Origin of the sequence: Devosia sp. (assembly GCF_036406155.1) — a bacterium.
In the GTDB taxonomy this organism is placed as follows: domain Bacteria; phylum Pseudomonadota; class Alphaproteobacteria; order Rhizobiales; family Devosiaceae; genus Devosia_A.
Window position 1 is genome coordinate 1 of sequence record NZ_DASWVV010000024.1, and the last position, 22,018, is coordinate 22,018.

Below are 22,018 nucleotides of genomic sequence, written 5' to 3' on the forward strand. Positions count from 1 at the left end.
CCTGGCGCGCCGCCCGACGCTGATCCCGGCGAGCGCGGCGCGGCGCGGATCGCCGCGGTCGGCGCCGCGCCGCCTGTCCGCCTTCATCTGCCCTTTTCCTCGTCATAGGCTGCCACCGCGGCCCGGGCCCGCTCCGCGATCGTCTCGCGTGCCATCCCTGGCCGGTAGAGGAAGCTGCCGAGCCCAAATCCGGTGCACCCGGCCGTGAAGTATTCGCGGAAATTGTCGGGATTGGCGCCGCCGACGGCATAGACGGGCACGTGCGGGGGCAGTACGGCGCGCATCCCCCTTATGCCATGTGGCCCGAGGACTTCGGCAGGGAAGAGCTTGAGGCCCGTCGCGCCCGCCCGGATGGCGGCAAACGCCTCGGTCGGGGTGAACACTCCGGGGTAGGAGGCCAGTCCACGCGCCAGCGTCCTCTCGATCACCGGGGGGTTGGCGTCGGGCGACACGATGAACGTGCCGCCGGCATTCGCCACCTCGTCGACCTCGGCGGGGCTCAGCACCGTTCCTGCCCCGATGCGGGCGCGGCCGGCAAGCGCCTGGGCCATCTGGCCGATCGACGCCAGCGGCTCGGGCGAGTTGAGCGGCACCTCGATCATGGTGATGCCGGCCTCGGCCAGCGCCGTGCCGACGCCGACGGCTTCGGCCGGCGTAATCCCGCGCAGGATGGCGATGAGGTCGCGGTGCTCGGTCACGTGCTTGTCTCCTGGCTCTGCCGAACGGCCTTGAGGCCCGCAAGCACGGCCTCGGTGGCGTCGATGATGCGCGTCCTCGCTCCGACGAGTTCGAGGCCGCTCGCGTAGAGCGCGCACAGGGCGCTGCCGCCGATGAGCGGGATTTCCGCGCTGCCGATCCACGCCCGCTGGCCGCCGATCTCGGCGCCGATCAGCAGGCCGGAAAGATACCCTGCGCACCAACTCGGCCCCATGTCCGACAGCAGCGCTGCCGCGCGCACCCGGAACAGGCTGGTGCTCAACCGCTGGGGCGATTCGACCCCGCAATGCAGGCCGGCCGAAAACCCTTCGTTCCGCTGTTCGTCCTTTTCCTCGCCAACGGAGTGACGCAAGACCGAATGCGTCCGCAGTACCTCGAACAGCTCGCCGGTCATGGCCGTGGCGAAGCGCTCCATGCGCGTCCCGGCCAGCCGCACCCACTTGCAGTGGGTGCCGGGCATGACCACGAGGCCGGAAAAGCCCGGAAGCAGCGCGGAAAGCCCGAGGAGCTGGATTTCCTCGCCCCGCATGACGTCCTCCGCGCCCGCGGCGCGCTGGCAGACGCCCGGCAGCAGGCGCGGGCGGAAACGGGAGCCCGGCATTGGCGGCATCACGGCCGCAGACCACAATCCGCCGAGTTCGGCCGGCGTCGCCAGGTACGGTGCCTCCATCCAGCCCTGGCGGGCCCCGGCCATGCCGCAGATCAGGACGTCCACCGGCGGGCCCGCCGCCGCAAACTCGTCGTCGATCAGGCCGGCGAGCGTCGCGGGGTAGGCGTCACGCCCCAGCCTGCCCATGCCGGCACCGGAGGTGCGGAAAAACCTGACATTGCCGTCGGGGCCGACGCCCCAGGCGCGCAGGTTGGAGGTGCCCCAGTCCACCGCCACCCAATCAGCCTCAGCAGCCACGCCTGCCCCCGGAAACACCCTGTGGCGCCGCTCGCGGCGCGCGCCAGCCTACCGCTTTCGCGCAGGAATCCCTAGTGCGCTTTCGGGAGACGCACGCCGCACGCGGCCCGGGCAGGGCCCTAGTATTTGCGCAGCAGCCCCACGAGCCGGCCCTGCACCTTGACCCGGTCGGGGCCGAAGATGCGCGTTTCGTAGGCCGGGTTCGCCGCCTCGAGCGCCACCGAGTTGCCCTTGCGCCGCAGGCGCTTGAGCGTTGCCTCCTCGTCGTCCACCAGGGCCACGACGATTTCCCCCGTGCCGGCGGTGTCCTGCTTGCGGATCAGCACGGTATCCCCGTCGAAGATGCCGGCGTCGATCATCGAATCGCCGCGGACCTCGAGCGCGAAATGCTCGCCGGCACCCAGCATCTCCGGTGGGACCGAGATGGTGTGGCTGTGCGTCTGGATCGCCTCGATGGGGGTGCCGGCCGCGATGCGGCCCATCACGGGAACGGCCACCGCGCGGCTCTGCCCGGCGGGCGCGGCCCCCTCGGCGCGCTGCGGCAGGGCGGCGACCTTGCCGAGACTGCCACTGATGACGTTCGGCTCGAAGCGGGCCTTGCGCCCGCCGAGCGAGGGGTTCATCGAATCCGGCAGCTTGATGACCTCGAGGGCGCGCGCCCGGTTCGGCAGGCGGCGGATGAAGCCGCGCTCGCTCAGGGCCGTGATCAGCCGGTGGATGCCGGATTTCGACCGCAGGTCCAGCGCGTCCTTCATTTCATCGAACGAGGGAGGGATGCCGCTTTCCTTCATGCGTTCGTGGATGAACATCAGCAGTTCGTGTTGCTTGCGCGTCAGCATGTCGGCCCCCCTGGGCGGAATCGGAACAAAAACCGAACAATCTATAGATGTTCCAGTTCTGTTCTGCAACAAGCTGGTGAAAAATCCGTTAGGGGTCCCGTGCCTGCAGGGGCCCCGCGGCAGGCGCGATCGCGGGAGGCGCGCTTCAGCCGTCCTCATCGCAACAGTCATTGCGCAACGCCTCGGCCTTCAATACTTGTCCGCACGCCCATTTTGGCGAGAAGCCGCGGAGGCGAGGTGGCACAGACAACACGATTGCGCGTTCACCAGGACGGAAACCGGGTAACGGTGGAGGGTGGCCCGACACGCATCGATTACGAAGTCCAGGGACTTGAGCTTCCCGAACTCGACAATCTGGCCTTCTGTGTGTGGCATTTCTTGTCGCCGGCCCTGTTGACTGGATCGCCCATCGAAGTTGACGGGCCGGTAGACAGTGGCACCATTGCCGCCGCCGAGCGCTTCTCGAGAACCTGGGAGCTGTGGGATCCACGACGGTTTCGGGAGGTCAGGATATCGGCTCGTTCGCAGCCTTCCGCCCCCGCACCCGCGCGGCGCAAGGATCCGCTTGTGCTTTTTTCAGGGGGAGTGGACTCGACCCACATGCTGCTGCAACTGGGGCGGCAAGCGACCCGAGGCGTCGCACTCACCGCGCACGGCTATGACTACAACGCCGGCGACGCGGAACACTTCGACCGGTTGCGGGCGAAGGTAAAGCCTTTGCTCGACAAGCTGAACTACGACCAGGTGGTGGTTCGCACCAATGCCAAGGTCATCGCCCACGGTGTTCAGTCCTACGCATTGAGGCTGGCCGGTGCAGCGGCGTTGTTCTCGGGGCTGTTCGAAAGAGCGCTGTTCGCCGCCGACTTCAGCACCGAGCAGGACATGCTGGCCGTGCCCTGGGGTCTGAACCACGTCACCAACCGCTATTTCCGGACCGACGATTTCGTCATGGAGCCGCGATGTGAGGATGTGACCCGGGCGGAAAAGGTGGCGCTGCTCGCCCGCGACGACACGGCCCTGGCGGCGCTCTCCTTCTGCCCGGACCGGGCGGTGGCGCCGCGCAACTGCGGGCGCTGCAAGAAGTGCATCCGGACGAAGGTGATGTTCATGGCGGAGACCGGCGCGCTGCCCCCGATTTTCGAGGATATGTCCTTCCACCCGGGCTACGTCCGGACGCTCTTCGCGGCGGGCAGGAAGGAAGAGGCCTTCTTTGTCGATCTCTATCAGAGGGCCAGGGCGGCGGGCACGCTGGCCAGGGTGCCCGGTTTGGCCGAGCAGTTTGCGAAGAGATATGGCGAGACCAAGCGCCAGCAAGCGGTGCGCTCCTTCAGCAAGACGGCAGGCGAGCTGCGTGGCCGTGTACCGGCACCGGTGCGTCGGGCCGTGAGGCGGGCTTTGGGCCTGTCCAGGCGATAGGCCGGCCCGAAAGCGTCAGCCCCAATTCATCGGGATGACGTCGACGACAGCGCCGGCCGGCTGGCCCGGATCGTCCTCGGGCTGCACGATCAGGGCATCCGCCTGCGCCAGCGACATGCCGTGCGAGCTGTCCGTTTCGGCGATCGGCGTCGCCTGCAGCAGCCCCCGCTCGTTGCGGTCGAGCGTCGCCCTTACGTAGTGGCGGCGCGGCCCGTTCGGCGGCAGCGGGGCGGCCAGCGGCAATCCGAACTGCGGCCAGAACGGGTCGGCGTGGCCGGTCATCTGCCGCAGCGTCGGCAACAGCACGACCATGGCCGTGACCAGCGCCGAGACCGGATTGCCGGGCAGCCCGAAGACGAGGGTCGACCCGCGCGTGCCGAACATCAGCGGCTTGCCCGGCCGCATCATCAGTTTCCAGAAATCCAGCGTCACGCCGAGATCGATGAGCACTTCCCGCACGTAGTCGCGGTCGCCGACGCTGGCCCCTCCGGTGGTGACGACGATCTCGACGCCGTAGTCGAAGGCGCCGAGCAGCGCCGACTCCAGCGCCCGCCTGTCGTCGGGGATGATCCCGAGGTCGACGATCTTGTCGGCGTGGGGCGAGAGCAGGGGGGTGAGCCCGTAGCTGTTGGAGGCGATGATCTGGTCGGGACCGGGGGTCCCGCCCGGCGCCACCAGTTCGTCCCCGGTGGCGAGGAGCGCGATCCGTGGCCGCCTCGTCACGGCCAGCGTCGGGGCGTTGGCGGAGGCGGCGAGGCTGATGCGCGCCGGCGTCAGCACCACCCCGCGCGGCAGCAGTTCGTCGCCCTGCCGGTAGTCATGGCCGCGCGGCCGGATGTTCTGGCCCGCGGCGGGCGCCTTGTCGAAGCGCACGAGATTGCCGTCGGCGTGGGCCTGCTCCTGCATGATGACGGCGTCGGCCCCGATTGGCAGCGGCGCGCCGGTGAAGATGCGCACGCACTGGCCCTGTTCCATCATGCCGGCGAAGCGCTGGCCCGCCTGCGAGGTGCCGGCGAGGCGCAATTGCCGGCCGGGCACCGCCTCGGCGGCGCGCACGGCATAGCCGTCCATGGCACTGGCGTCGAACGGCGGCTGCGTATGGGTCGCCACCAGCGGTTCGGCCAGGACGCGGCGATGGGCGCGGGCGATCGGCACCGTCTCGACCTGCGGCGCATCGAGCTGCAGGAAGATCCGGTCGAGCGCCTCGTCGACCGAAATCATGCGCCGCGCCTGTAGGTGCCGGACTTGCCGCCGGTTTTCTCGATCAGCTCGACGGCGGCCACCCGCATGCCGCGCTCGATCCCCTTGGCCATGTCGTAGAGGGTGAGCGCGGCCACCGCCGCCGCGGTCATCGCCTCCATCTCGACGCCGGTCGGCCCGGTGCTCTCGGCGGTGGCAGTGACCTCGATCACGCCGTGCACCGCCGCGATGTCGACGGTAACGCTGGTCAGCGCGATCGGATGGCACAGCGGTATGAGATCGGCGGTCTTCTTGGCCGCCATGATGCCGGCGATCCTGGCCACGGCCAGCGCGTCGCCCTTCTTGAGCCCGCCTTCCATGATCGCTTCGATCGTGGGAGGCTGCGCCTCGAGCCGCGCCCGCGCGACGGCGCGCCGCCGCGTCGCCGCCTTGCCGCCGACGTCGACGATGTGTGCTTCACCCTTCTCGTTGAGATGAGTGAGCGCCATCGTCACAGGATCCCGGCGGAAACCGCGCCGCGCAGCAGCTCGACGGTGGCCGCGGTGACCTCCGGCTTGCGCATCAGGCTCTCGCCCACGAGGAAAGTGCCGATACCGGCCTCGGCGTCGAGGCGCCTTATGTCCGCATGCGTGTTGATGCCGCTCTCGGACACCAGATGGACGCCCTTCGGGACCCCCGCGGCGAGATTGACCGAGGTTGCCAGCGTCGTCTCGAAGGTCCGGAGGTTGCGGTTGTTGATGCCGATGAAGCCGGCTTCGAGCCCCAGCGCCCGGTCCAGTTCGACCTGGTCGTGCACCTCCACCAGCGCGTCCATGCCCCATTCCCTGGCCGCATCCAGCAGGTAGCGTGCCGTATCGTCGCCTATGGCGGCGAGGATGATGAGGATGCAGTCGGCGCCCCAGGCGCGAGCCTCGGCCACCTGGTACGTCTCGAACAGGAAGTCCTTGCGCAGGACCGGCAGCCCTGTCGCGGCCCGCGCTTCAACCAGGTAGGCCGGCGACCCCTGGAAGCTCGGCCCGTCGGTGAGCACGGACAGGCAGGCGGCGCCGCCCCGTTCATAGGCCCGCGCGATGTCCGTGGAGTTGAAGTCCGCCCGGATCACGCCCTTGGAGGGGCTCGCCTTCTTGACTTCGGCGATCAGGGCGTAGTCGCCGCGTGCGCGCTTCGCCGCGAGCGCCGCCAGGAACGGGCGCACCGGCGGGGCATCGTGGGCGGCTGCCACGACCTCGTGCCACGGCCGCGCGGCCTTGGCCGCCGCGATCTCTTCGCGCTTGTAGGCTTCGATGCGGGACAGGATGTCGGACACGGCTTACGTACCTTTGGACACCGCGATCAGCTTCTCGAGCGTGCGCTCCGCGCGGCCGGAATCGATCTCGTCGGCGGCCATGGCGACGCCGTGCCGAAGATCGCTGGCGCGGCCGACGACGATCAAAGCGGCGGCGGCATTGAGCAGCACGATGTCGCGATACGGCCCCTTGACGCCGTCGAGCACGCCCCGCAACGCCAGGGCGTTGTGGGCCGGATCGCCGCCCTTGAGGTCGGCGGCGCTCGCCCGCGGCAGGCCGGCATCCTCCGGGGTCACCTCGAAACTGGTGAGGTTGCCTTCCTTGATCTGGGCCACGAAGCTCGCCCCGGTGGTCGACAACTCGTCGAGCCCGCCGGCGCCGTGCACCACCCACGCGCTGGTCGCGCGATTGGCGAGCAGCGCGGCGGCGACCGGTTCGACCCATTCGCGGTCGTAGACGCCGAGCAGATAGCGCCGCGCTCCGGCCGGGTTGGCCTGCGGCCCGAGCAGGTTGAACATGGTGCGGGTGCCCAGTTCCTGGCGCACCGGCCCGACATGCTTCATCGCCGGATGATGGGCGGGCGCGAACATGAAGCCGATGCCGGCCTTGCGGATGCACTCGGAGATGCGCTCCGGCGTCAGGTCGATGGCGATGCCGAGGGCCTGCAGGACGTCGGAAGCGCCGGATTTCGACGACACCGCCCGGTTGCCGTGCTTGGCCACGGGGACACCGGCCGCGGCCACGACCAGCGCCGCCGCCGTCGAGATGTTGTAGGTCTCGGCGCCGTCTCCGCCGGTCCCGACGATGTCGATGACGTCCTCGGGCGCTTCGACCGGCACCATCTTTTCGCGCAGGATCGAGACGGCGGCGGCGATCTCGCCCACGGTCTCGCCCTTGACGCGCATGCCCATGAGGAAGGCGCCGGTCTGTGCCGGCGTGGCTTCCCCGGACATGACGATGTTCATGACCGCGCGCATTTCCTCGCCGGTCAGGTCCTTGCCGGCCCCGATGCGGGCCAGTGCCCCCTTGATGTCCATCAGGCAGCTTTCCTCAGGTGGAAGTCGCGGACGATATCGAGGAAGTTCTGCAGCAGCGCGTGCCCGTTCTCCGAGGCGATGCTCTCGGGATGGAACTGCACACCGTGCAGCGGCAGCGTCTTGTGCTGCAGCCCCATGATGACGCCGTCGTCGGTGGTGGCCGTCACTTCCAGCGCCGCCGGCAGCGTTTCGGGCTTCACCGTCAGCGAATGGTAGCGGGTCGCCTCGAACCCGGAATTGAGGCCGCGGAACAGGCCCTTCCCGGTGTGGTTGATGCGGCTGGTCTTGCCGTGCATCAGGTCCGGCGCCCGCACGATGTCGCCGCCCATGGCCTGGCCGATGGCCTGGTGGCCGAGGCAGACGCCCAGGATCGGGGTCGTGTCCCTGAAGCGCTCGATGAGCGCGAGGCAGATGCCCGCTTCATTCGGCGTACAAGGGCCGGGCGACAGCACGATGCCGTCGGGCGCCAGCTTCTCGATCTCGTCGAGGCTGATCCGGTCGTTGCGGAACACCGTCAGCTCGGCGCCCAGCTCGCCCAGGAAGTGGACGAGGTTGTAGGTGAAGCTGTCGTAATTATCGATGACCAGCAGTCTCATTGCCCCACCTTCGCTTCGCCCGCATAGCGTAATGCTTCCTCGGCGGCGCTGAAAAGGGCGCGCGCCTTGTTTTCGCATTCCAGCTGCTCGAGCTCTGGCTTCGAGTCGGCGACGATGCCGGCCCCCGACTGCACGTAGATACGGCCATTGTGGACGATCGCCGTGCGCAGGACGATGCAGGTATCCATGCTGCCGTCGGCGCCGAAATAGCCGACGCAGCCGCCATAGATGCCGCGGCGCGCCTGTTCGAGTTCGTCGATGATTTCCATCGCCCGCACCTTGGGCGCGCCCGACACCGTGCCGGCCGGGAAGCCGGCGCTGAGCGCGTCGATGAAATCGTGTTTCGGGTCGAGTTCGCCCACGACGTTGGAGACGATGTGCATGACGTGGGAATAATATTCGAGGAAGAACTTGTCGGTGACCTTCACCGTGCCGATCCGGCTCACCCTGCCGACGTCGTTGCGCCCCAGGTCGAGCAGCATCAGGTGCTCGGCCAGTTCCTTGGGGTCGTGCAGCAGTTCGTCGGCCAGTTCCTTGTCGCGCGTCGGCGTCGCCCCGCGCTTGCGCGTGCCGGCGATGGGCCGGATGGTGACCTGCCCGTCCTGCACGCGCACCAGGATTTCCGGGCTGGAGCCGGCGACCTGGAAATCCCCGAAGTCGAGGAAGTACATGTAGGGCGAGGGATTGGTGCGCCTCAGGGCCCTGTAGAGCGCCGTCGCCGGCAGGGTGAAGTCGGTCTCGAAACGCTGGCTCAGCACCACCTGGAAGATGTCGCCGGCGCGGATGTACTCCTTGGCGCGGGCGACCATGGCCGCGTACTCCTCCACCGTGGTGTTGCTCTTGACGGCAAAGCCCGTGGCATCCGCAGGGGCGGCGGCGTAGGGCAGGGTGCGCGCGAGCCGGGCCGTGGCGTCGTCGATCCGGGCCTGCGCGCTCTCCCAGGCCTGGCGAGCGGTGATCCCCTCCCGCACATAGGCGGGGGCGGTGAGATAGAGCTCATCCTTGAGCGTGTCGAAAATGGCGAGCACCGATGGCCGCATGAGGATCGCCTCGGGCAGGCCCATGGTATCGGGCTTGCTGTCGGGCAGCGTTTCCATCAGCCGCACCATGTCGTAGCCGAGATAGCCGTAGATGCCGGCTGCCGTCGAGGGCAGGCCCTCCGGCACGTCCGCCTGGCTCTCCGCCACCAACTGGCGCAGCACCTCGAGCGGCGGTTGCTCCACGGGGGTGAACGCATCCGGCGTCGCCCCGGCGTTGCGGTTGATGCTTGCCTTGCCCTTCTCCACCTTGAGGATGACGTCGGGCAGCAGGCCGATCATCGAAAAGCGGCCGCGCGTGGCGCCGCCCTGCACGCTTTCCAGCAGGAAGGTGTTGTGGCGGCCCTCGGCAAGCTTGAGATAGGCGCCGATGGGCGTCTCGAGATCGGCGACGACGCGCCGGAACACGATCTGGGCGCGGCCGCTCTCATAGGCCGAAGCGAAGCGCTCGAACGCTGCGTCCGCCATCACTGGCCCGTCGTGGCGTCGACGCCGAGGATCTGGTTGTACACCTGGCGGTTGACGCGCACGCCTCCCGCCTGGTCCCGTACGCCGGCGGTGAAATCGTCGAACAGCGAACGCTGGCTGGCCTGGTCGAGGTAGTTGCGCACCTGGTCGGACAGTTGCTCGCCCGGGGTCACGTCGGCCACCTGGAAGACGACGTAGTCGCCGTCGCTGTTGCGGGCCGAGCCGAAATGCTCGGCCCCGCCGGCGAAGGCGGCTGCAGCCACGGCCGGGTCCAGGACCTGCCCGCCGGCGCCGGCTCCACCCATGGCGGTGGTGCCGTCCCGCTTCAGTGGCGGGCTGAGGGTCGGGAACTGGTTGAGCGAGGCGGCCACCTCGGCGAACGCCTCGCCGGCCTTCAGCCGCGCGACGATGTCGTCGACGGCTGCGGCCATGGCCGCGTCGGTCCGTTGGGCCAGGACGGCGGTGGTCACCTTGTCGCGCACCTCGTCGAGTGTCTGGTCGCGGGCGGCCTCGACCTGCTTGAGATCGAACCAGGCATTGCGATTCGCCCCCAGCGGAACGGTCGGCGCCAGCTTGTCGTCGGGGTCGGCCGCGAAGATCGCGCCGGCGATGCGCGGGCGGTCGCTTTCGGCGACCCCATCGATCCCGGCGAGTTCCGTCCCGGCGGCAGTAATGGCGAGCGTGTGGACGGGCAGGCCGAAGCGCTCCGCGATCTCCGGCAGCGGCCGGAAGGCGGCGCGCAGCTCCTCCACCTGGTCCAGGATGTCGACGATCTCGTTCCGCGCCTCGGCGAGCGCGAGGCCCTGCCGGATCTGGTCCCGCACTTCCTCGAGCGGAATTTCGCCGCCGCCCTCGATCGCGCTTACCGTCACGGCGCGCCTGCCGCCGGCTCCCGGAATGATGGTGAAGTCGCCCTGCGCCAGGGCAAAGGCAGCCTCGGCCAGCTGCGGATCGGTGACCTCCGTCTGGCTGAGCAGGCCCAGGTCGATGGGCGTGAGGCCGGCCTCGGCCACGAGCGCGTCGAACGATGTGCCGGCCTGCTTGCCCGCCTCGAAGGCGGTGACCTGCTCGGGTGTCAGCGGCACCTGCAGGATGTGGCGGCGCTCCGGCCGCTTCCGGCTGTCCTTGGTCCGCTCATATTCCGCGGCCACCGCCTCGTCGGTAATGGCCTTGGTCGCGGCCAGCGCTTCCGGCGTCAGCACCAGGAGATCGACGGTCCGGGCTTCCTGCGTCCGGTACTCCGCCTGGTGCTCGGCGAGATAGGCAGCGAGTTCCTCCTCGGTCGGGTCGGCCACCGGCGGGATCGATTGGGCATTGACCACGAAGTAGTCGATGCTGCGGGTGTCGCCGGTATAGCGGGCGAACAGCTGGCGGGCGGCCTGGGGCGCCGTCGTGCCGGCCAGCAGGCCGGCAATCAGCTGGTCGCGGCCGGCATTGCGGCGCTGCAGTTCGAGATATTCCTGCTCGGTAAATCCGTTCTGTTGCAGCACGCGCCGGAAAGTCGCGCTGTCGAACTGCCCGAGCATGCCGCCGAACATCGGGTCCGAGGTCATGGATTCGCCCAGGCGCTTGTCCGAAACGCCTATTCCCATGTTGTCGGCAAGCTGGTTCACTGCCGCCCGCGCGCCGAGCTGGGCGAGGACGCTGTCCGGCACGCCGAAGGCGACCGCCTGGTCCGGGGTCAGCGCCTGCCCGAACTGCTGGGTGATGCGGTCGAGCTCATTGCTGTAGGCGCGCTGGAAATCCCGGGTGGAGATCTCCTCGTTGCCGACCTTGGCGACGGTGGTGGTGCCGATATCGAAGATGACGTTGGAAATGCCGAAGCCCGCGAGGCCGACAATCAGGAACGCACCCAGGACCTTGCCGAACCAGGTCTTGGTAATGTTGCGGAAACTATCGAGCATGTTTGGTCATTCCAGGACAAGGGCGCCAGAGCCCACCTGGGGCTGACGGCGGCGGATACTAGACGGGGTCGTCGACGCCCTGCAAGGCGTAAGGATTGCTGCAGGATATTCGCGCGGGGTTATGGCAATAAGGCCGCGCGCGCAAGCGAAACAGGAAACGGAGAGCCACAGGTGACGGCACGGATCACGCCGCTGATCGCGGGAAACTGGAAGATGAACGGCCTGACGGCCGCCCTCGGGGAGTTGCAGCGGCTCGGGGAACTGCTGACGGCGGGGACGGCCCCACGCTGCACGGTCGCCGTGTGCCCGCCCGCGACCCTGCTCGCGCGGGTGAGCGCACAGGTCGCCGTCAGCGGCATCGTCACCGGCGGCCAGGACTGCCACCCCGCCCAGAGCGGCGCCCATACCGGCGACATCAGCGCCGCCATGCTGGCGGACGCGGGGGCCCAGTTCGTCATTGTCGGGCACTCCGAACGGCGGACCGACCACGGCGAGACCGACAGCCTCGTGCACGCCAAGGCGCTCGCCGCCGTCGCGGCGGGCCTCACGCCGATCATCTGCGTCGGCGAGACGGAGGCACAGCGCCGCGGCGGCGAGGCCGCGGCCGTGGTGCGCCGGCAGATCGCCGCGTCCGTCCCCGACGAAGCGCAGGGCATCGACGTGGTGATTGCCTACGAGCCGGTCTGGGCCATCGGCACCGGCCTCACGCCGTCGCTCGAGGATATCCGCGACATGCATGGCGGCATCCGCGCCCAGCTCGTTGAGCGCTTCGGCGCGGCCGGGGAGCGCATCCGCATCCTCTATGGCGGGTCGATGAAGCCGGCCAATGCGCGCGACATCCTTGCGGTCGAAAATGTCGACGGCGGTCTCGTCGGCGGCGCCAGCCTCTTGGCAAACGACTTCTACGCTATTATCTCGGCGGTTTGACAGAGCACTCGACTGGAACGGTGCCTGCCGCCGCCGGCGTTCGAAAAGCGGGCAGGCGGCTGGCATTTGCGTGGCGCTGCGTGTAGAACCCGCGCCAACGGAACTCGAAAGACCAGGTTCACATGGCCAACGTACTGATCGTCGCCTATCTGCTGATCGTCTTGGCGCTGATTGCGGTCATCCTGCTGCAGCGCTCCGAAGGCGGCGGGCTGGGCATGGGCGGCAATGCCGGCGGGCTGATGACCGTGCGCGGGTCCGCCAATCTGCTGACCCGCACCACCGCCATCCTGGCGGCGCTGTTCTTCGCCACCGCCATCGGGCTCACCGTCCTGACCGGGATCGACCGTCCGGCGCAGTCCATCCTGCAGGGCGCCGGTGCGGCCGGGGGCGGGGAGGCGCCGACCAGCGTCCTCGACGCGCTCAACCAGTTGCAGGGCGATACGCCTGCCGACGCGGCGCCGGCCACCGGAACCGGTGCGCCCGTTGCCGATCCGGCGCTTGCCGTGCCGGCGGCGCCGGTCCCCGAGGCGGCACCTTCCACCGGTGGCGAGGCCCAACCGGGCACCACCACACCTCCAGCGGCGCCGACCAACTAGGTGCCGGGCAAGTAGACCGGGAAGGGGATGGCGACATCCCCTTCTTCTTTTATGTGGGGGCCGTCCGATGTTGCCGGCCGGCCCTTCCGAATCGCTTCGTAGACCCCGTAAGGTAAAGGCCCATGGCACGGTACGTTTTCATCACCGGTGGCGTGGTTTCCTCGTTGGGCAAAGGTCTCGCGTCCGCGGCACTCGGTGCCGTGCTGCAGGCGCGCGGCTACAAGGTCCGGCTGCGGAAACTCGACCCCTACCTCAACGTCGACCCCGGCACGATGTCCCCGACCCAGCACGGCGAGGTCTTCGTCACCGACGACGGCGCCGAGACGGATCTCGACCTCGGCCACTACGAGCGCTTCACCGGCCGTTCCGCCAACCGGCGTGACAATATCACCACCGGCCGCATCTACTCGGATATCCTCGCCAAGGAACGCCGCGGCGATTATCTCGGGGCCACCGTGCAGGTGATCCCGCACGTCACGGACGCCATCAAGGAATTCGTCGTCGAGGGGAACGAGGAGTTCGATTTCGTCCTCGTCGAGATCGGGGGCACCGTCGGCGACATCGAGGGCCTGCCGTTCTTCGAAGCCATCCGCCAACTGGGCAACGAGCTGCCGCGCCACTACGCGGTCTACGTGCATCTCACCCTGATGCCCTACATTCCCTCGGCCGGCGAGCTGAAGACCAAGCCAACCCAGCACTCGGTCAAGGAGCTGCGCTCCATCGGCATCGCTCCCGACGTCCTCCTGGTCCGCTGCGACCGCCCTATCCCGCGCGGCGAGCGCAAGAAGCTGTCGTTGTTCTGCAACGTGCGCGAGAGCGCCGTGATCCAGGGGCTCGACGTTTCCTCCATCTACGACGTGCCGCTCGCCTACCACGAGGAAGGCTTCGACCGCGAAGTGCTCGCTGCCTTCGGCATCACCGACGCGCCGGCCCCCGATCTCAGCGCCTGGAAGGACGTGTCGGAGCGCCTGCACAACCCGGAGGGCGAGGTCAACATCGCCATCGTGGGCAAGTACACCGGGCTCAAGGACGCCTACAAATCCCTTTCGGAGGCGCTGACCCACGGCGGCATCGCCAACCGGGTGAAGGTCAACCTCAACTGGATCGACAGCGAGATCTTCGAGAACGAGGATCCGGCGCCCTATCTCGAGAACGTCCACGGCATCCTGGTTCCGGGCGGCTTCGGCGAGCGCGGCTCTGCCGGCAAGATCCAGGCCGCGCGTTTCGCCCGGCTCAAGAACGTGCCGTATTTCGGCATCTGCTTCGGCATGCAGATGGCCTGCATCGAGGCGGCCCGCAACACCGCCGGCATCAAGAACGCCAACTCCACGGAATTCGGCCCCACCAAGAAGCCCATCGTCGGGCTGATGACCGAGTGGACCAAGGGCAACGAGAAGGAAGTCCGCAGCAACGAGGCGGATCTGGGCGGCACCATGCGGCTGGGGGCCTATCCGGCGCATCTCACCCGCGGCAGCCGTGTCGCCGACATCTACGGCACCACCCACATCTCGGAGCGCCATCGCCACCGCTACGAAGTGAATATGAACTACCGCAAGGTGCTGGAGGCCAACGGCCTGCTGTTCTCCGGCGTATCGCCGGACGGCAAGCTGCCCGAAATCGTCGAGCGCACCGATCACCCGTGGTTCATCGGCGTGCAGTTCCACCCCGAGCTCAAGTCGCGCCCGTTCGAGCCGCACCCGCTGTTCGCGAGCTTCATTGCCGCGGCGATCGAGCAGAGCCGGCTGGTCTAGGAGGGCCGATGGCTGACATCCTGTCGCTCTCCAAGGCCCGCAAGGCCAGGGCCCGCACCGAGAAGGAGGCCGCCGCGGCCGAAAACCGCATCCGCTTCGGCCGCACCCGGGCGGAAAAGCAGCGCGAGGCCGCCGAGAAGGCGCTCGCGGCTGCGAGGCTCGAGGCGCACAAGCGCGAGGACTGACGGCAGCTAAGGCAGCAGCCGGCGGACATACATCCGGTGCGTCTTGTAGCGCTCCCCGCCGAGCGCGGCGGCGGCGCGCAGCATGGGCGTGTTGTCCTCGAGGATCTGGCTCATTTCGCCGCGGACATAGCCCTTGCGCCGGGCTTCGACGAACTGGAGGTAGTTGAGTACCACGTCGATGCCGTGCCGGCGATACGTCTCGAGCACGCCCATGGCCAGGAACCTGAGGCTGCGGATGGCGCCCGGGCGGCTGTACCAGAGCAGCTTGCCCCAACCGAACGGCAGCAGCCGGCCGTCGCGCACATGGATCAAGGCCTCGTTGATGTTGGGGATGGCCACGGAAAACCCTACCACCTCGCCGGCCGCGGTTTCGGCGACGAAGTTGAGGTCGTAGTCGGCGATCTGCTTCAGCTTGGCGACGAAATCGAGGAACTCTTCCCGCGTCGCCTTGACCCAGAGCCAGTTCTTCTCCCAGGCGCTGTTGTACACGGCCCAGATCTTGAGCGCATCGGACTCGAGGCTCGCGCGGGTCACCTTGCGGTAGCGGACATGGTTGCGTGCCAGCGCCGCCTTGGCGCGCTGCTCGAGCCGGGCCGAAACAGTTCGCTCGTCGACCCGCAGGCAGAACAGGTCGATATCCTTGGCGTAGCCCGCCGCTTCCACCAGATCGCGGTAGTAGGTCGGGTTGCCGGGAATCATCACGTAGTTCGGGGTCTCGAAGCCGTCGATCTGCAGCCCGATCTCGTCCTTGACCGAAGGGCTGAACGGGCCGCGCAGCACGTCGTGGCCGAGCGAGCGGGCGACGGCCTCGACCGCTGCGAACAGGGCGCCGGCCACGGCCCGGTCGTCGATGCACTCGAAGAAGCCCCACAGCGTCGCCCTCTCGCGGTGCGTGGCGTTGTGGATGTCGTCGTCGATGGCGGCGATCCGCCCCGCCGGCCTGCCGTCGCGGTAGGCGACGAACAGCCTCAGGCGGGCGTGGCGGTAGGTCGGGTTGCGCCGGGTGTCGAGCACGTCGCGCTGCTGGCTGCGCAGCGGCGGGACCCAGTTGGGATTGCCGCCCTGGACCAGGTACGGCACGTCGATGAAGTCGCGGCGGGCGCGCCCGTCGTCGGCGGGGACGACGACGACTTCTGGATCGGCATCGGGCATGGGCAGGCGTGCTCCTCGCCACGAACGCTACATCCGAACGGAGCGCCCGTCCTTGCCTCTGGCGCCGGACGCAGCGGCCGTCCCCAGCTTTGCGGAGAGACGTCTAGACGACCATCACCGGCGCGAAGCCGCCGCCGGGGGTGCGGAAATTGGTCGTTTGCCCCTGGTACAGGCGGGCCGCCGCCAGCAGCAGTTCGCCGTCGTAAGTATAGAGCCGTACGTCGACCTTGTGACGGGTCCGCGCCTCGCCCAGCGCGATCACCCGCTCGCTGGGCGCCACGCGCTCCTGCGCGACATAGCCGCCGGTGACGATGGACGCCCAGACCTTTCGCGTCAGCTTGTCCCCCCGGTACACTGCCTTGCCGCCGTGGCCGGCCGCGGGCTTGAAGAACAGTTGGGCGCGCCGCGCCCACATGGCTTCCGCGTTCTCCTCGGTGACGAAGCGCGCCTGCGGGATGCGCGCCAGTACGTCGCAGTCGCGCGGCTCGGCCCCGAGCGCCTGCAGCAGGGCGCCGTCGGTCAGCGTCACGAGGTTGCGCTTGTCGGCCAGCCAGGCGTGGTGGTGCGGGTTGGGCGTCAGCACGACTTCGCCCGCGACATAAGCCGAGCGCAGGGCCTCGTGCTGCGGCTGCGACAGGTCGAAGTCGACCAGCCGGTTGTAGACCATGTCCACCGGCCTGTCGCCCAGCCACAGCCGGCCGTCGTGGTGGCTTAGCGCACCCGGATCGGCGATGACGGCGGCAAGCCCGTGGCCGGCGAGCAGCGCCTCTGCCAGCAGGAATTCGGGGTAGAGATACTGCTGCCCGGGCTGGTCGTCGACGATGGCGATCAGCCCGGGGGCGCCGTCGCCGCGCTGGCGCCACCACTCCTGCCGGAACATGTCGACGATCCGCTCGGACAGGTCGTCGGGGCGGGCGAGTTGCCCGGTAATGCGCATCTCGTCGCAGCACAGGCGCTGGGCGTCGCAGGCAACGTTGTTGAGGAACGCGCCGCCGGCATTGGTGTTGATCTCGATGAGGCGAGGCCCGTGGTGGCTGAGGTGGAAGTCGTACCCCATGAGCGCGCCGCGCGGGCCGAAGTCGGTCCAGGCGATGGACGGCGCCCGGGCGGCGACCAGTTCGGCGTAGGCGGGCAGGGCCGCCACCCGCTCGATGGCGGCTACGGTCTCCAGCATGGCATTGATTTCGACATGCGAGACGTAGACCGGCGTGTCGGCGAACAGATGCGGGTGGGTCTCCGGAAGATGCTCGAACGCCGTCGAGGCCGGCTGCTGGGCCCGCAGGGCCGCGCGCAGGGCGGGCCGGTCGAGCGACGTGCAGGCGCAACTCTCGTTGACGTGCTGGGACTGGGCGGGCGACAGCTTCAGCAACATGGATGGTTCCAGCACGGGGCGCGAGGCATCCACCCATATATCGTCATATTACGATGAAAGGAAGATGCCGATTTCGTCGACGCCCGCAATTTTCCGCGGGACGGCCGTTTTCCCCCTTCCCGTTGCGGCGCGCCTTGACTAGACAGGGCGCCGAACAGGGCGGTCCAGCGAGCAAGGGGCGAACATGTCATCCATCATCGACATCACCGGGCGGCAGGTCTTCGACAGCCGCGGCAACCCCACCGTCGAAGTGGATGTGCTGCTCGACGACGGCAGCTTCGGGCGGGCCAGCGTGCCCTCGGGCGCCTCGACCGGGGCCCACGAGGCGGTGGAACTGCGCGACGGTGGCAAGCCGTTCCTCGGCAAGGGCGTGACCAGGGCCGTGGATTTCGTCAACACCGAGATCTTCACCGAGATCCAGGGCCTGGACGCCCTCGACCAGATCGCGGTCGACCGCGCCATGATCGACCTCGACGGCACGCCGAACAAGGGCCGCCTGGGTGCCAATGCCATTCTCGGAGTGTCGCTGGCCGTAGCCAAGGCGGCGGCCGAATCGAGCCAGCTGCCGCTGTTCCGCTATGTCGGCGGCCCCAACGCCCATGTCCTGCCCGTGCCGATGATGAACATCATCAACGGCGGCGCGCATGCCGACAACCCGATCGACATGCAGGAATTCATGATCCTGCCGGTGGGGGCCGAAAGCATCGCCCATGCCGTGCAGGTCGGTGCCGAAATCTTCCACACGCTCAGGAAGCGGCTGGCCGCCGACGGCCACAACACGGCGGTGGGCGACGAGGGCGGCTTCGCCCCCAATCTTGCCTCGGCGGAAGCGGCGCTGGACTACATCATGCAGTCGATCGAGCAGGCCGGCTACACGCCTGGCGAGGATGTCTGCCTCGGCCTCGACTGCGCCTCGACCGAGTACTTCAAGGACGGCAAGTACCGGATGGTCGGGGAGGGCAAGACGCTGTCGCCCGACGAGAACGTCCGCTTCCTCGAGAGGCTGGTGTCGCGTTTTCCGATCGTCACCATCGAGGACGGCATGGCCGAGGACGACTGGGAGGGCTGGAAGGCGCTCACCGAGGCGCTCGGCAGCAAGGTGCAACTGGTCGGCGACGATCTGTTCGTCACCAACACCGAGCGGCTCAGGTCGGGCATCCGCATGGGGGTGGCCAACTCCATCCTGGTCAAGGTCAACCAGATCGGCTCGCTGTCCGAGACGCTGGACGCCGTCGATACCGCGCACCGCGCCGGCTATACCTCGGTGATGTCGCATCGCTCGGGCGAGACCGAGGACGCGACCATTGCCGATCTCGCGGTGGCCTGCAATTGCGGGCAGATCAAGACCGGCTCGCTGTCGCGCTCGGATCGCCTCGCCAAGTACAACCAGCTGATCCGCATCGAGGAGCAGCTCGGCGCGGCGGCGAAATACGCCGGACGCGCCGTCCTGCGCAGCTGAGTCTGGCGGGGGCGCAATCCCCCGTTAAGCCTTCGCGCGCTATGCTGTGGGCCTTGGATCGAGGGACCAGCGCGCCCCATGCTCACCCGTCTCAAACGCCCTTCCTTCTGGCGCCACGTCCTGGTGGCGGTCGGCCTTGTCGCCTTTCAGGGCTATCTCGGCTTCAACGTCGTCTCGGGCCAGTTCGGCATCGAGAGCCAGAAGGCGATGCAGGCCGAAATCGAGGAGCTCAAGGCGCAGTCGAGTGCCCTGCAGGCCGAGATCGACGCCTACCGGCACCGCGTGGCGCTGTTCAATCCGTCGCGCCTCGACCCGGACATCGTTTCCGAGCGCGCCCGGGCGCTGCTGGCCATGGCGCAGCCGGACGATCTGCTGATCATGGTCGATCCGCGGACTGGTAAACCTATTACAGGTTCATCATTGAATTCATCCGAAAACCAGTTAACCGATATTATTGACGGTACTGCAGAGTGATAGCAGGCGAACTTCGCCTGCAATCCGAATTGGTGTCGCGCGCGCAACTGGGATAACCTGCGCTGGCGGTGGTGCCTTCACCGCCTGGCTGCCAGCCTGATCACTCTACCGGAGCAGACCCATGGCGCGGAAAGCGACGGCCAAACCGGCCAAGACGCAGTCTCGATCCAACATTCCAGAATTCACCAAGGACGAGGAGCTGCGCGCCTATCGGGACATGCTCCTGATCCGCCGCTTCGAGGAGAAGGCGGGGCAGATGTACGGCATGGGCCTGATCGGGGGCTTCTGCCACCTCTATATCGGCCAGGAAGCCGTGGTGACCGGCATCACCATGGCGGCGCGGACGGATGATTCCACCATCACCGGCTACCGCGACCACGGCCACATGCTCGCCGTGGGCATGGACCCCAAGGGGGTCATGGCGGAACTCACCGGTCGCCGCGGCGGGTTCAGCAAGGGCAAGGGCGGCTCCATGCACATGTTCTCGCTGGACCACCGCTTCTATGGCGGCAACGGCATCGTCGGGGCGCAGGTGTCCCTGGGGACCGGCATCGCCTTCGCCCACAAATATCGCGGCGACGGCGGCGTCTGCCTCACCTATTTCGGCGACGGGGCCGCCAACCAGGGCCAGGTCTACGAAAGCTTCAACATGGCCAAGCTGTGGAATCTGCCGGTCGTCTACATCATCGAGAACAATCGCTACGCCATGGGCACCGCCGTCCAACGCGCCTCGGCCACCACCGATTTCTCGCAGCGCGGCCAGTCCTTCGACATTCCCGGCGAGCAGGTGGACGGCATGGACGTGCGCACCGTCCGTGAGGCCGCCGCCCGCGCCATCGAGCACGCCCGTTCGGGCAAGGGCCCCTACATCCTCGAGATGATGACCTATCGCTATCGCGGCCACTCCATGTCGGACCCGGCCAAGTACCGCAGTAAGGACGAGGTGGCGACGATGCGGGCGGAGCGCGATCCCATCGAGCAGGTCAAGGCGCGTATCCTCGAGAACGGCCACGGCACCGAGGAAGACCTCAAGGCGATCGAGGCCGACGTGCGCGGCATCGTCACCGAGGCTGCCGAGTTCGCGACCAACGATCCCGAGCCCGATCCCGCCGAGTTGTGGACGGACGTGTACGCCGCATGAGCGCCGTCGTCTTCGCACTGGCCGGGGCCGCCTGGATCGCCGCCGCCACCGGAGCGGTGCTTGCGGCAATCGCCTGGCTCGGCGTCGCGCGGCTGGCACCGGCAGGGCAGGGGCCGAGTGCCGCCATCGAACTCGGTTCCTTCAATACCCCGGCCGTCGAGCGCCGCCTGGGGCACGCAGCCGCCCCTTTCATTCGCAGCTTCCGCAGGGGAGTGGTGCTGTTCTTCGTCAGCGCCGGAGCGTTCCTGGCTCTGGTGCTTTTCAACATCTTCAGCGGCAACGCGGCCTGATCGCCTCTTTCGGAGCAACCCATGCCCAACATCCTGATGCCCGCCCTGTCCCCGACGATGGAGGAAGGCAAGCTGTCGAAATGGCTGGTCAAGGAGGGTGACACCGTCGCTCCCGGCGACGTCATTGCCGAGATCGAGACCGACAAGGCGACCATGGAGGTGGAGGCCGTCGACGCCGGGACCGTCGCTCGGCTCCTCGTGCCCGAGGGCACCGAGGCCGTGAAGGTCAACACCCCGATCGCCTTCGTCCAGGGCGAGGGCGAGGCCGCCGAGGCTCCGGCCGCGGCGGCGCCGGCACCCGAGGCCGCGCCGGCCGCTCCTGCGGCAGCTTCTCCCGTCGAGGCCGCGCCCGCCGCGCCGGCTCCGGCTGCGCCGCGCCTCGAGGTCGCTGCGGACCCGGACCTGCCGGCCGGCGTCGAAATGGTGGAGATGACGGTACGGCAGGCACTCAACGAGGCCATGGCCGAGGAGCTCCGCCGCGACCCCGACGTCTTCGTCATGGGCGAGGAGGTGGCCGAGTACCAGGGCGCCTACAAGGTCACCCAGGGCCTGCTGCAGGAATTCGGCAACAAACGCATCATAGACACGCCGATCACCGAGCATGGCTTTGCCGGCCTCGGCGTCGGCGCCGCCTTCGCCGGCCTGCGCCCGATCGTCGAGTTCATGACCTTCAACTTCGCCATGCAGGCCATCGACCAGATCATCAACTCGGCGGCCAAGCAGCTCTACATGTCGGGCGGGCAGGTGCAGGCCCCCATCGTCTTCCGCGGGCCCAACGGTGCGGCAGCGCGCGTCGCCGCCCAGCACAGCCAGGATTATTCGGCCTGGTACTCCCACATCCCGGGCCTCTACGTCATCGCGCCCTACAGCCCCGCCGACGCCAAGGGCCTGCTCAAGGCCGCGATCCGTAGCAATACGCCGGTCGTCTTCCTCGAGAACGAACTGCTCTACGGCTCGACCGGCCTGGTGCCGAACGTCGACGACTTCGTGCTGCCGATCGGCAAGGCGCGCATCGTCCGGCCGGGCAGCGAGGTGACCATCGCCTCCTTCTCGGCGGGCATGAAATACGCCACGGCCGCCACCGAGAAGCTGGCCGCGGCCGGGGTCGATGTCGAACTCATCGACCTGCGCACGCTGCGGCCGCTCGATTCCGACGCCGTCGTCGAATCGGTGAAGAAGACCGGCCGGCTGGTGACGGTGGAGGAAGGCTGGCCGCAGGGCGGGATCGGCGCCGAACTCGCCATCCGCGTCATGGAGCAGGCCC

General features: G+C 68.3%; 22 protein-coding genes. 10 read left to right on the plus strand and 12 right to left on the minus strand.

Annotated features, from left to right (window positions below; genetic code table 11):
- Window positions 1-83: 83 nt before the first annotated feature.
- From VGD93_RS01450 to lexA, 3 genes are all read right to left on the minus strand, one after another.
- A complete protein-coding gene (locus tag VGD93_RS01450) occupies window positions 84-698 on the minus strand; it encodes a 2-dehydro-3-deoxy-6-phosphogalactonate aldolase (protein WP_395008467.1) in 615 nt (204 codons plus the stop codon).
- Window positions 695-1,624: a 2-dehydro-3-deoxygalactonokinase gene (locus VGD93_RS01455; protein ID WP_395008469.1), complete on the minus strand. Its 930-nt coding sequence runs from the start codon at window positions 1,622-1,624 to the stop codon at window positions 695-697. The genes VGD93_RS01450 and VGD93_RS01455 overlap by 4 nt, the downstream gene beginning before the upstream one ends.
- Before the next feature lie 119 nt (window positions 1,625-1,743).
- Entirely contained in the window at window positions 1,744-2,463 is a 720-nt protein-coding gene (gene lexA, locus VGD93_RS01460) for a transcriptional repressor LexA (protein WP_395008471.1), read from the minus strand.
- Window positions 2,464-2,718: 255 nt separating this feature from the next.
- Between lexA and VGD93_RS01465 the strand changes: the two genes are divergently transcribed.
- Entirely contained in the window at window positions 2,719-3,879 is a 1,161-nt protein-coding gene (locus VGD93_RS01465; RefSeq protein ID WP_395008473.1) for a hypothetical protein, read from the plus strand.
- Between the two features lie 15 nt (window positions 3,880-3,894).
- On the opposite strand, the gene glp is transcribed toward VGD93_RS01465, so the two are convergent.
- Genes glp through VGD93_RS01500 form a run of 7 tightly spaced genes read right to left on the minus strand, consistent with a single transcriptional unit; the run spans window position 3,895 to window position 11,407 of the window.
- The gene (gene glp, locus VGD93_RS01470; protein WP_395008475.1) at window positions 3,895-5,100 is read right to left on the minus strand and encodes a gephyrin-like molybdotransferase Glp; all 1,206 of its coding nucleotides are present in this window, start codon (window positions 5,098-5,100) and stop codon (window positions 3,895-3,897) included.
- Complete coding sequence (gene moaC / locus VGD93_RS01475; RefSeq protein WP_395008477.1) at window positions 5,097-5,567, minus strand: cyclic pyranopterin monophosphate synthase MoaC; 471 nt, start codon at window positions 5,565-5,567, stop codon at window positions 5,097-5,099. The genes glp and moaC overlap by 4 nt, the downstream gene beginning before the upstream one ends.
- A 2-nt stretch (window positions 5,568-5,569) precedes the next feature.
- On the minus strand, window positions 5,570-6,385 hold the full coding sequence (gene trpC / locus VGD93_RS01480; protein WP_395008479.1) for an indole-3-glycerol phosphate synthase TrpC: 816 nt from the start codon (window positions 6,383-6,385) through the stop codon (window positions 5,570-5,572).
- 3 nt (window positions 6,386-6,388) lie between these two features.
- A complete protein-coding gene (trpD, locus tag VGD93_RS01485; RefSeq protein ID WP_395008508.1) occupies window positions 6,389-7,405 on the minus strand; it encodes an anthranilate phosphoribosyltransferase in 1,017 nt (338 codons plus the stop codon).
- On the minus strand, window positions 7,402-7,998 hold the full coding sequence (locus VGD93_RS01490) for an anthranilate synthase component II (protein ID WP_395008481.1): 597 nt from the start codon (window positions 7,996-7,998) through the stop codon (window positions 7,402-7,404). The genes trpD and VGD93_RS01490 overlap by 4 nt, the downstream gene beginning before the upstream one ends.
- Complete coding sequence (gene trpE / locus VGD93_RS01495; protein WP_395008483.1) at window positions 7,995-9,503, minus strand: anthranilate synthase component I; 1,509 nt, start codon at window positions 9,501-9,503, stop codon at window positions 7,995-7,997. The genes VGD93_RS01490 and trpE overlap by 4 nt, the downstream gene beginning before the upstream one ends.
- The gene (locus tag VGD93_RS01500) at window positions 9,503-11,407 is read right to left on the minus strand and encodes a peptidylprolyl isomerase (protein WP_395008485.1); all 1,905 of its coding nucleotides are present in this window, start codon (window positions 11,405-11,407) and stop codon (window positions 9,503-9,505) included. The genes trpE and VGD93_RS01500 overlap by 1 nt, the downstream gene beginning before the upstream one ends.
- Before the next feature lie 171 nt (window positions 11,408-11,578).
- Here VGD93_RS01500 and tpiA point away from each other — a divergent pair, with 171 nt between their 5' ends.
- The 4 genes from tpiA (at window position 11,579) to VGD93_RS01520 (ending at window position 14,866) form a co-directional block, all read left to right on the plus strand.
- A complete protein-coding gene (gene tpiA, locus VGD93_RS01505; RefSeq protein ID WP_395008487.1) occupies window positions 11,579-12,334 on the plus strand; it encodes a triose-phosphate isomerase in 756 nt (251 codons plus the stop codon).
- 122 nt (window positions 12,335-12,456) lie between these two features.
- Window positions 12,457-12,930 carry a preprotein translocase subunit SecG gene (gene secG, locus VGD93_RS01510; RefSeq protein ID WP_395008489.1) on the plus strand — a complete coding sequence of 158 codons (474 nt, stop codon included), beginning with the start codon at window positions 12,457-12,459 and terminating at the stop codon, window positions 12,928-12,930.
- A gap of 122 nt (window positions 12,931-13,052) precedes the next feature.
- Entirely contained in the window at window positions 13,053-14,681 is a 1,629-nt protein-coding gene (locus tag VGD93_RS01515) for a CTP synthase (RefSeq protein ID WP_395008490.1), read from the plus strand.
- Window positions 14,682-14,689: 8 nt separating this feature from the next.
- Entirely contained in the window at window positions 14,690-14,866 is a 177-nt protein-coding gene (locus VGD93_RS01520) for a DUF4169 family protein (RefSeq protein ID WP_395008492.1), read from the plus strand.
- A 6-nt stretch (window positions 14,867-14,872) separates the two neighbouring features.
- Here the strand turns inward: VGD93_RS01520 and VGD93_RS01525 are convergent, their stop codons facing one another.
- Window positions 14,873-16,018 carry a hypothetical protein gene (locus VGD93_RS01525; RefSeq protein WP_395008494.1) on the minus strand — a complete coding sequence of 382 codons (1,146 nt, stop codon included), beginning with the start codon at window positions 16,016-16,018 and terminating at the stop codon, window positions 14,873-14,875.
- Between the two features lie 103 nt (window positions 16,019-16,121).
- Window positions 16,122-17,390 (minus strand): hypothetical protein, encoded by a 1,269-nt coding sequence (locus VGD93_RS01530; protein ID WP_395008496.1) that lies wholly within the window; start codon window positions 17,388-17,390, stop codon window positions 16,122-16,124.
- A 184-nt stretch (window positions 17,391-17,574) separates the two neighbouring features.
- Here VGD93_RS01530 and eno point away from each other — a divergent pair, with 184 nt between their 5' ends.
- From eno to VGD93_RS01555, 5 genes are all read left to right on the plus strand, one after another.
- Window positions 17,575-18,849 carry a phosphopyruvate hydratase gene (eno, locus tag VGD93_RS01535; RefSeq protein ID WP_395008498.1) on the plus strand — a complete coding sequence of 425 codons (1,275 nt, stop codon included), beginning with the start codon at window positions 17,575-17,577 and terminating at the stop codon, window positions 18,847-18,849.
- A 78-nt stretch (window positions 18,850-18,927) separates the two neighbouring features.
- Window positions 18,928-19,323, plus strand: coding sequence for an FtsB family cell division protein (locus VGD93_RS01540; RefSeq protein WP_395008500.1), 396 nt, complete (start codon window positions 18,928-18,930; stop codon window positions 19,321-19,323).
- Between the two features lie 121 nt (window positions 19,324-19,444).
- Window positions 19,445-20,464 (plus strand): pyruvate dehydrogenase (acetyl-transferring) E1 component subunit alpha, encoded by a 1,020-nt coding sequence (pdhA, locus tag VGD93_RS01545; RefSeq protein WP_395008502.1) that lies wholly within the window; start codon window positions 19,445-19,447, stop codon window positions 20,462-20,464.
- Window positions 20,461-20,754: a hypothetical protein gene (locus VGD93_RS01550; RefSeq protein WP_395008504.1), complete on the plus strand. Its 294-nt coding sequence runs from the start codon at window positions 20,461-20,463 to the stop codon at window positions 20,752-20,754. Before pdhA ends, VGD93_RS01550 begins: the two co-directional genes overlap by 4 nt.
- Before the next feature lie 21 nt (window positions 20,755-20,775).
- On the plus strand, window positions 20,776-22,018 hold a 1,243-nt coding region (locus VGD93_RS01555; protein WP_395008506.1), incomplete at its 3' end, for a pyruvate dehydrogenase complex E1 component subunit beta.

What these genes read in the sequence shown, in the direction of transcription:
- lexA (WP_395008471.1), bottom strand. Translation starts at nt 2,463, where the DNA reads ATGCTGACGCGCAAGCAACACGAACTGCTGATGTTCATCCACGAACGC.
- glp (WP_395008475.1), bottom strand. Translation starts at nt 5,100, where the DNA reads ATGATTTCGGTCGACGAGGCGCTCGACCGGATCTTCCTGCAGCTCGAT.
- moaC (WP_395008477.1), bottom strand. Translation starts at nt 5,567, where the DNA reads ATGGCGCTCACTCATCTCAACGAGAAGGGTGAAGCACACATCGTCGAC.
- VGD93_RS01490 (WP_395008481.1), bottom strand. Translation starts at nt 7,998, where the DNA reads ATGAGACTGCTGGTCATCGATAATTACGACAGCTTCACCTACAACCTC.
- trpE (WP_395008483.1), bottom strand. Translation starts at nt 9,503, where the DNA reads ATGGCGGACGCAGCGTTCGAGCGCTTCGCTTCGGCCTATGAGAGCGGC.
- VGD93_RS01500 (WP_395008485.1), bottom strand. Translation starts at nt 11,407, where the DNA reads ATGCTCGATAGTTTCCGCAACATTACCAAGACCTGGTTCGGCAAGGTC.
- secG (WP_395008489.1), top strand. Translation starts at nt 12,457, where the DNA reads ATGGCCAACGTACTGATCGTCGCCTATCTGCTGATCGTCTTGGCGCTG.
- VGD93_RS01515 (WP_395008490.1), top strand. Translation starts at nt 13,053, where the DNA reads ATGGCACGGTACGTTTTCATCACCGGTGGCGTGGTTTCCTCGTTGGGC.
- VGD93_RS01520 (WP_395008492.1), top strand. Translation starts at nt 14,690, where the DNA reads ATGGCTGACATCCTGTCGCTCTCCAAGGCCCGCAAGGCCAGGGCCCGC.
- VGD93_RS01525 (WP_395008494.1), bottom strand. Translation starts at nt 16,018, where the DNA reads ATGCCCGATGCCGATCCAGAAGTCGTCGTCGTCCCCGCCGACGACGGG.
- VGD93_RS01530 (WP_395008496.1), bottom strand. Translation starts at nt 17,390, where the DNA reads ATGTTGCTGAAGCTGTCGCCCGCCCAGTCCCAGCACGTCAACGAGAGT.
- eno (WP_395008498.1), top strand. Translation starts at nt 17,575, where the DNA reads ATGTCATCCATCATCGACATCACCGGGCGGCAGGTCTTCGACAGCCGC.
- VGD93_RS01540 (WP_395008500.1), top strand. Translation starts at nt 18,928, where the DNA reads ATGCTCACCCGTCTCAAACGCCCTTCCTTCTGGCGCCACGTCCTGGTG.
- pdhA (WP_395008502.1), top strand. Translation starts at nt 19,445, where the DNA reads ATGGCGCGGAAAGCGACGGCCAAACCGGCCAAGACGCAGTCTCGATCC.
- VGD93_RS01550 (WP_395008504.1), top strand. Translation starts at nt 20,461, where the DNA reads ATGAGCGCCGTCGTCTTCGCACTGGCCGGGGCCGCCTGGATCGCCGCC.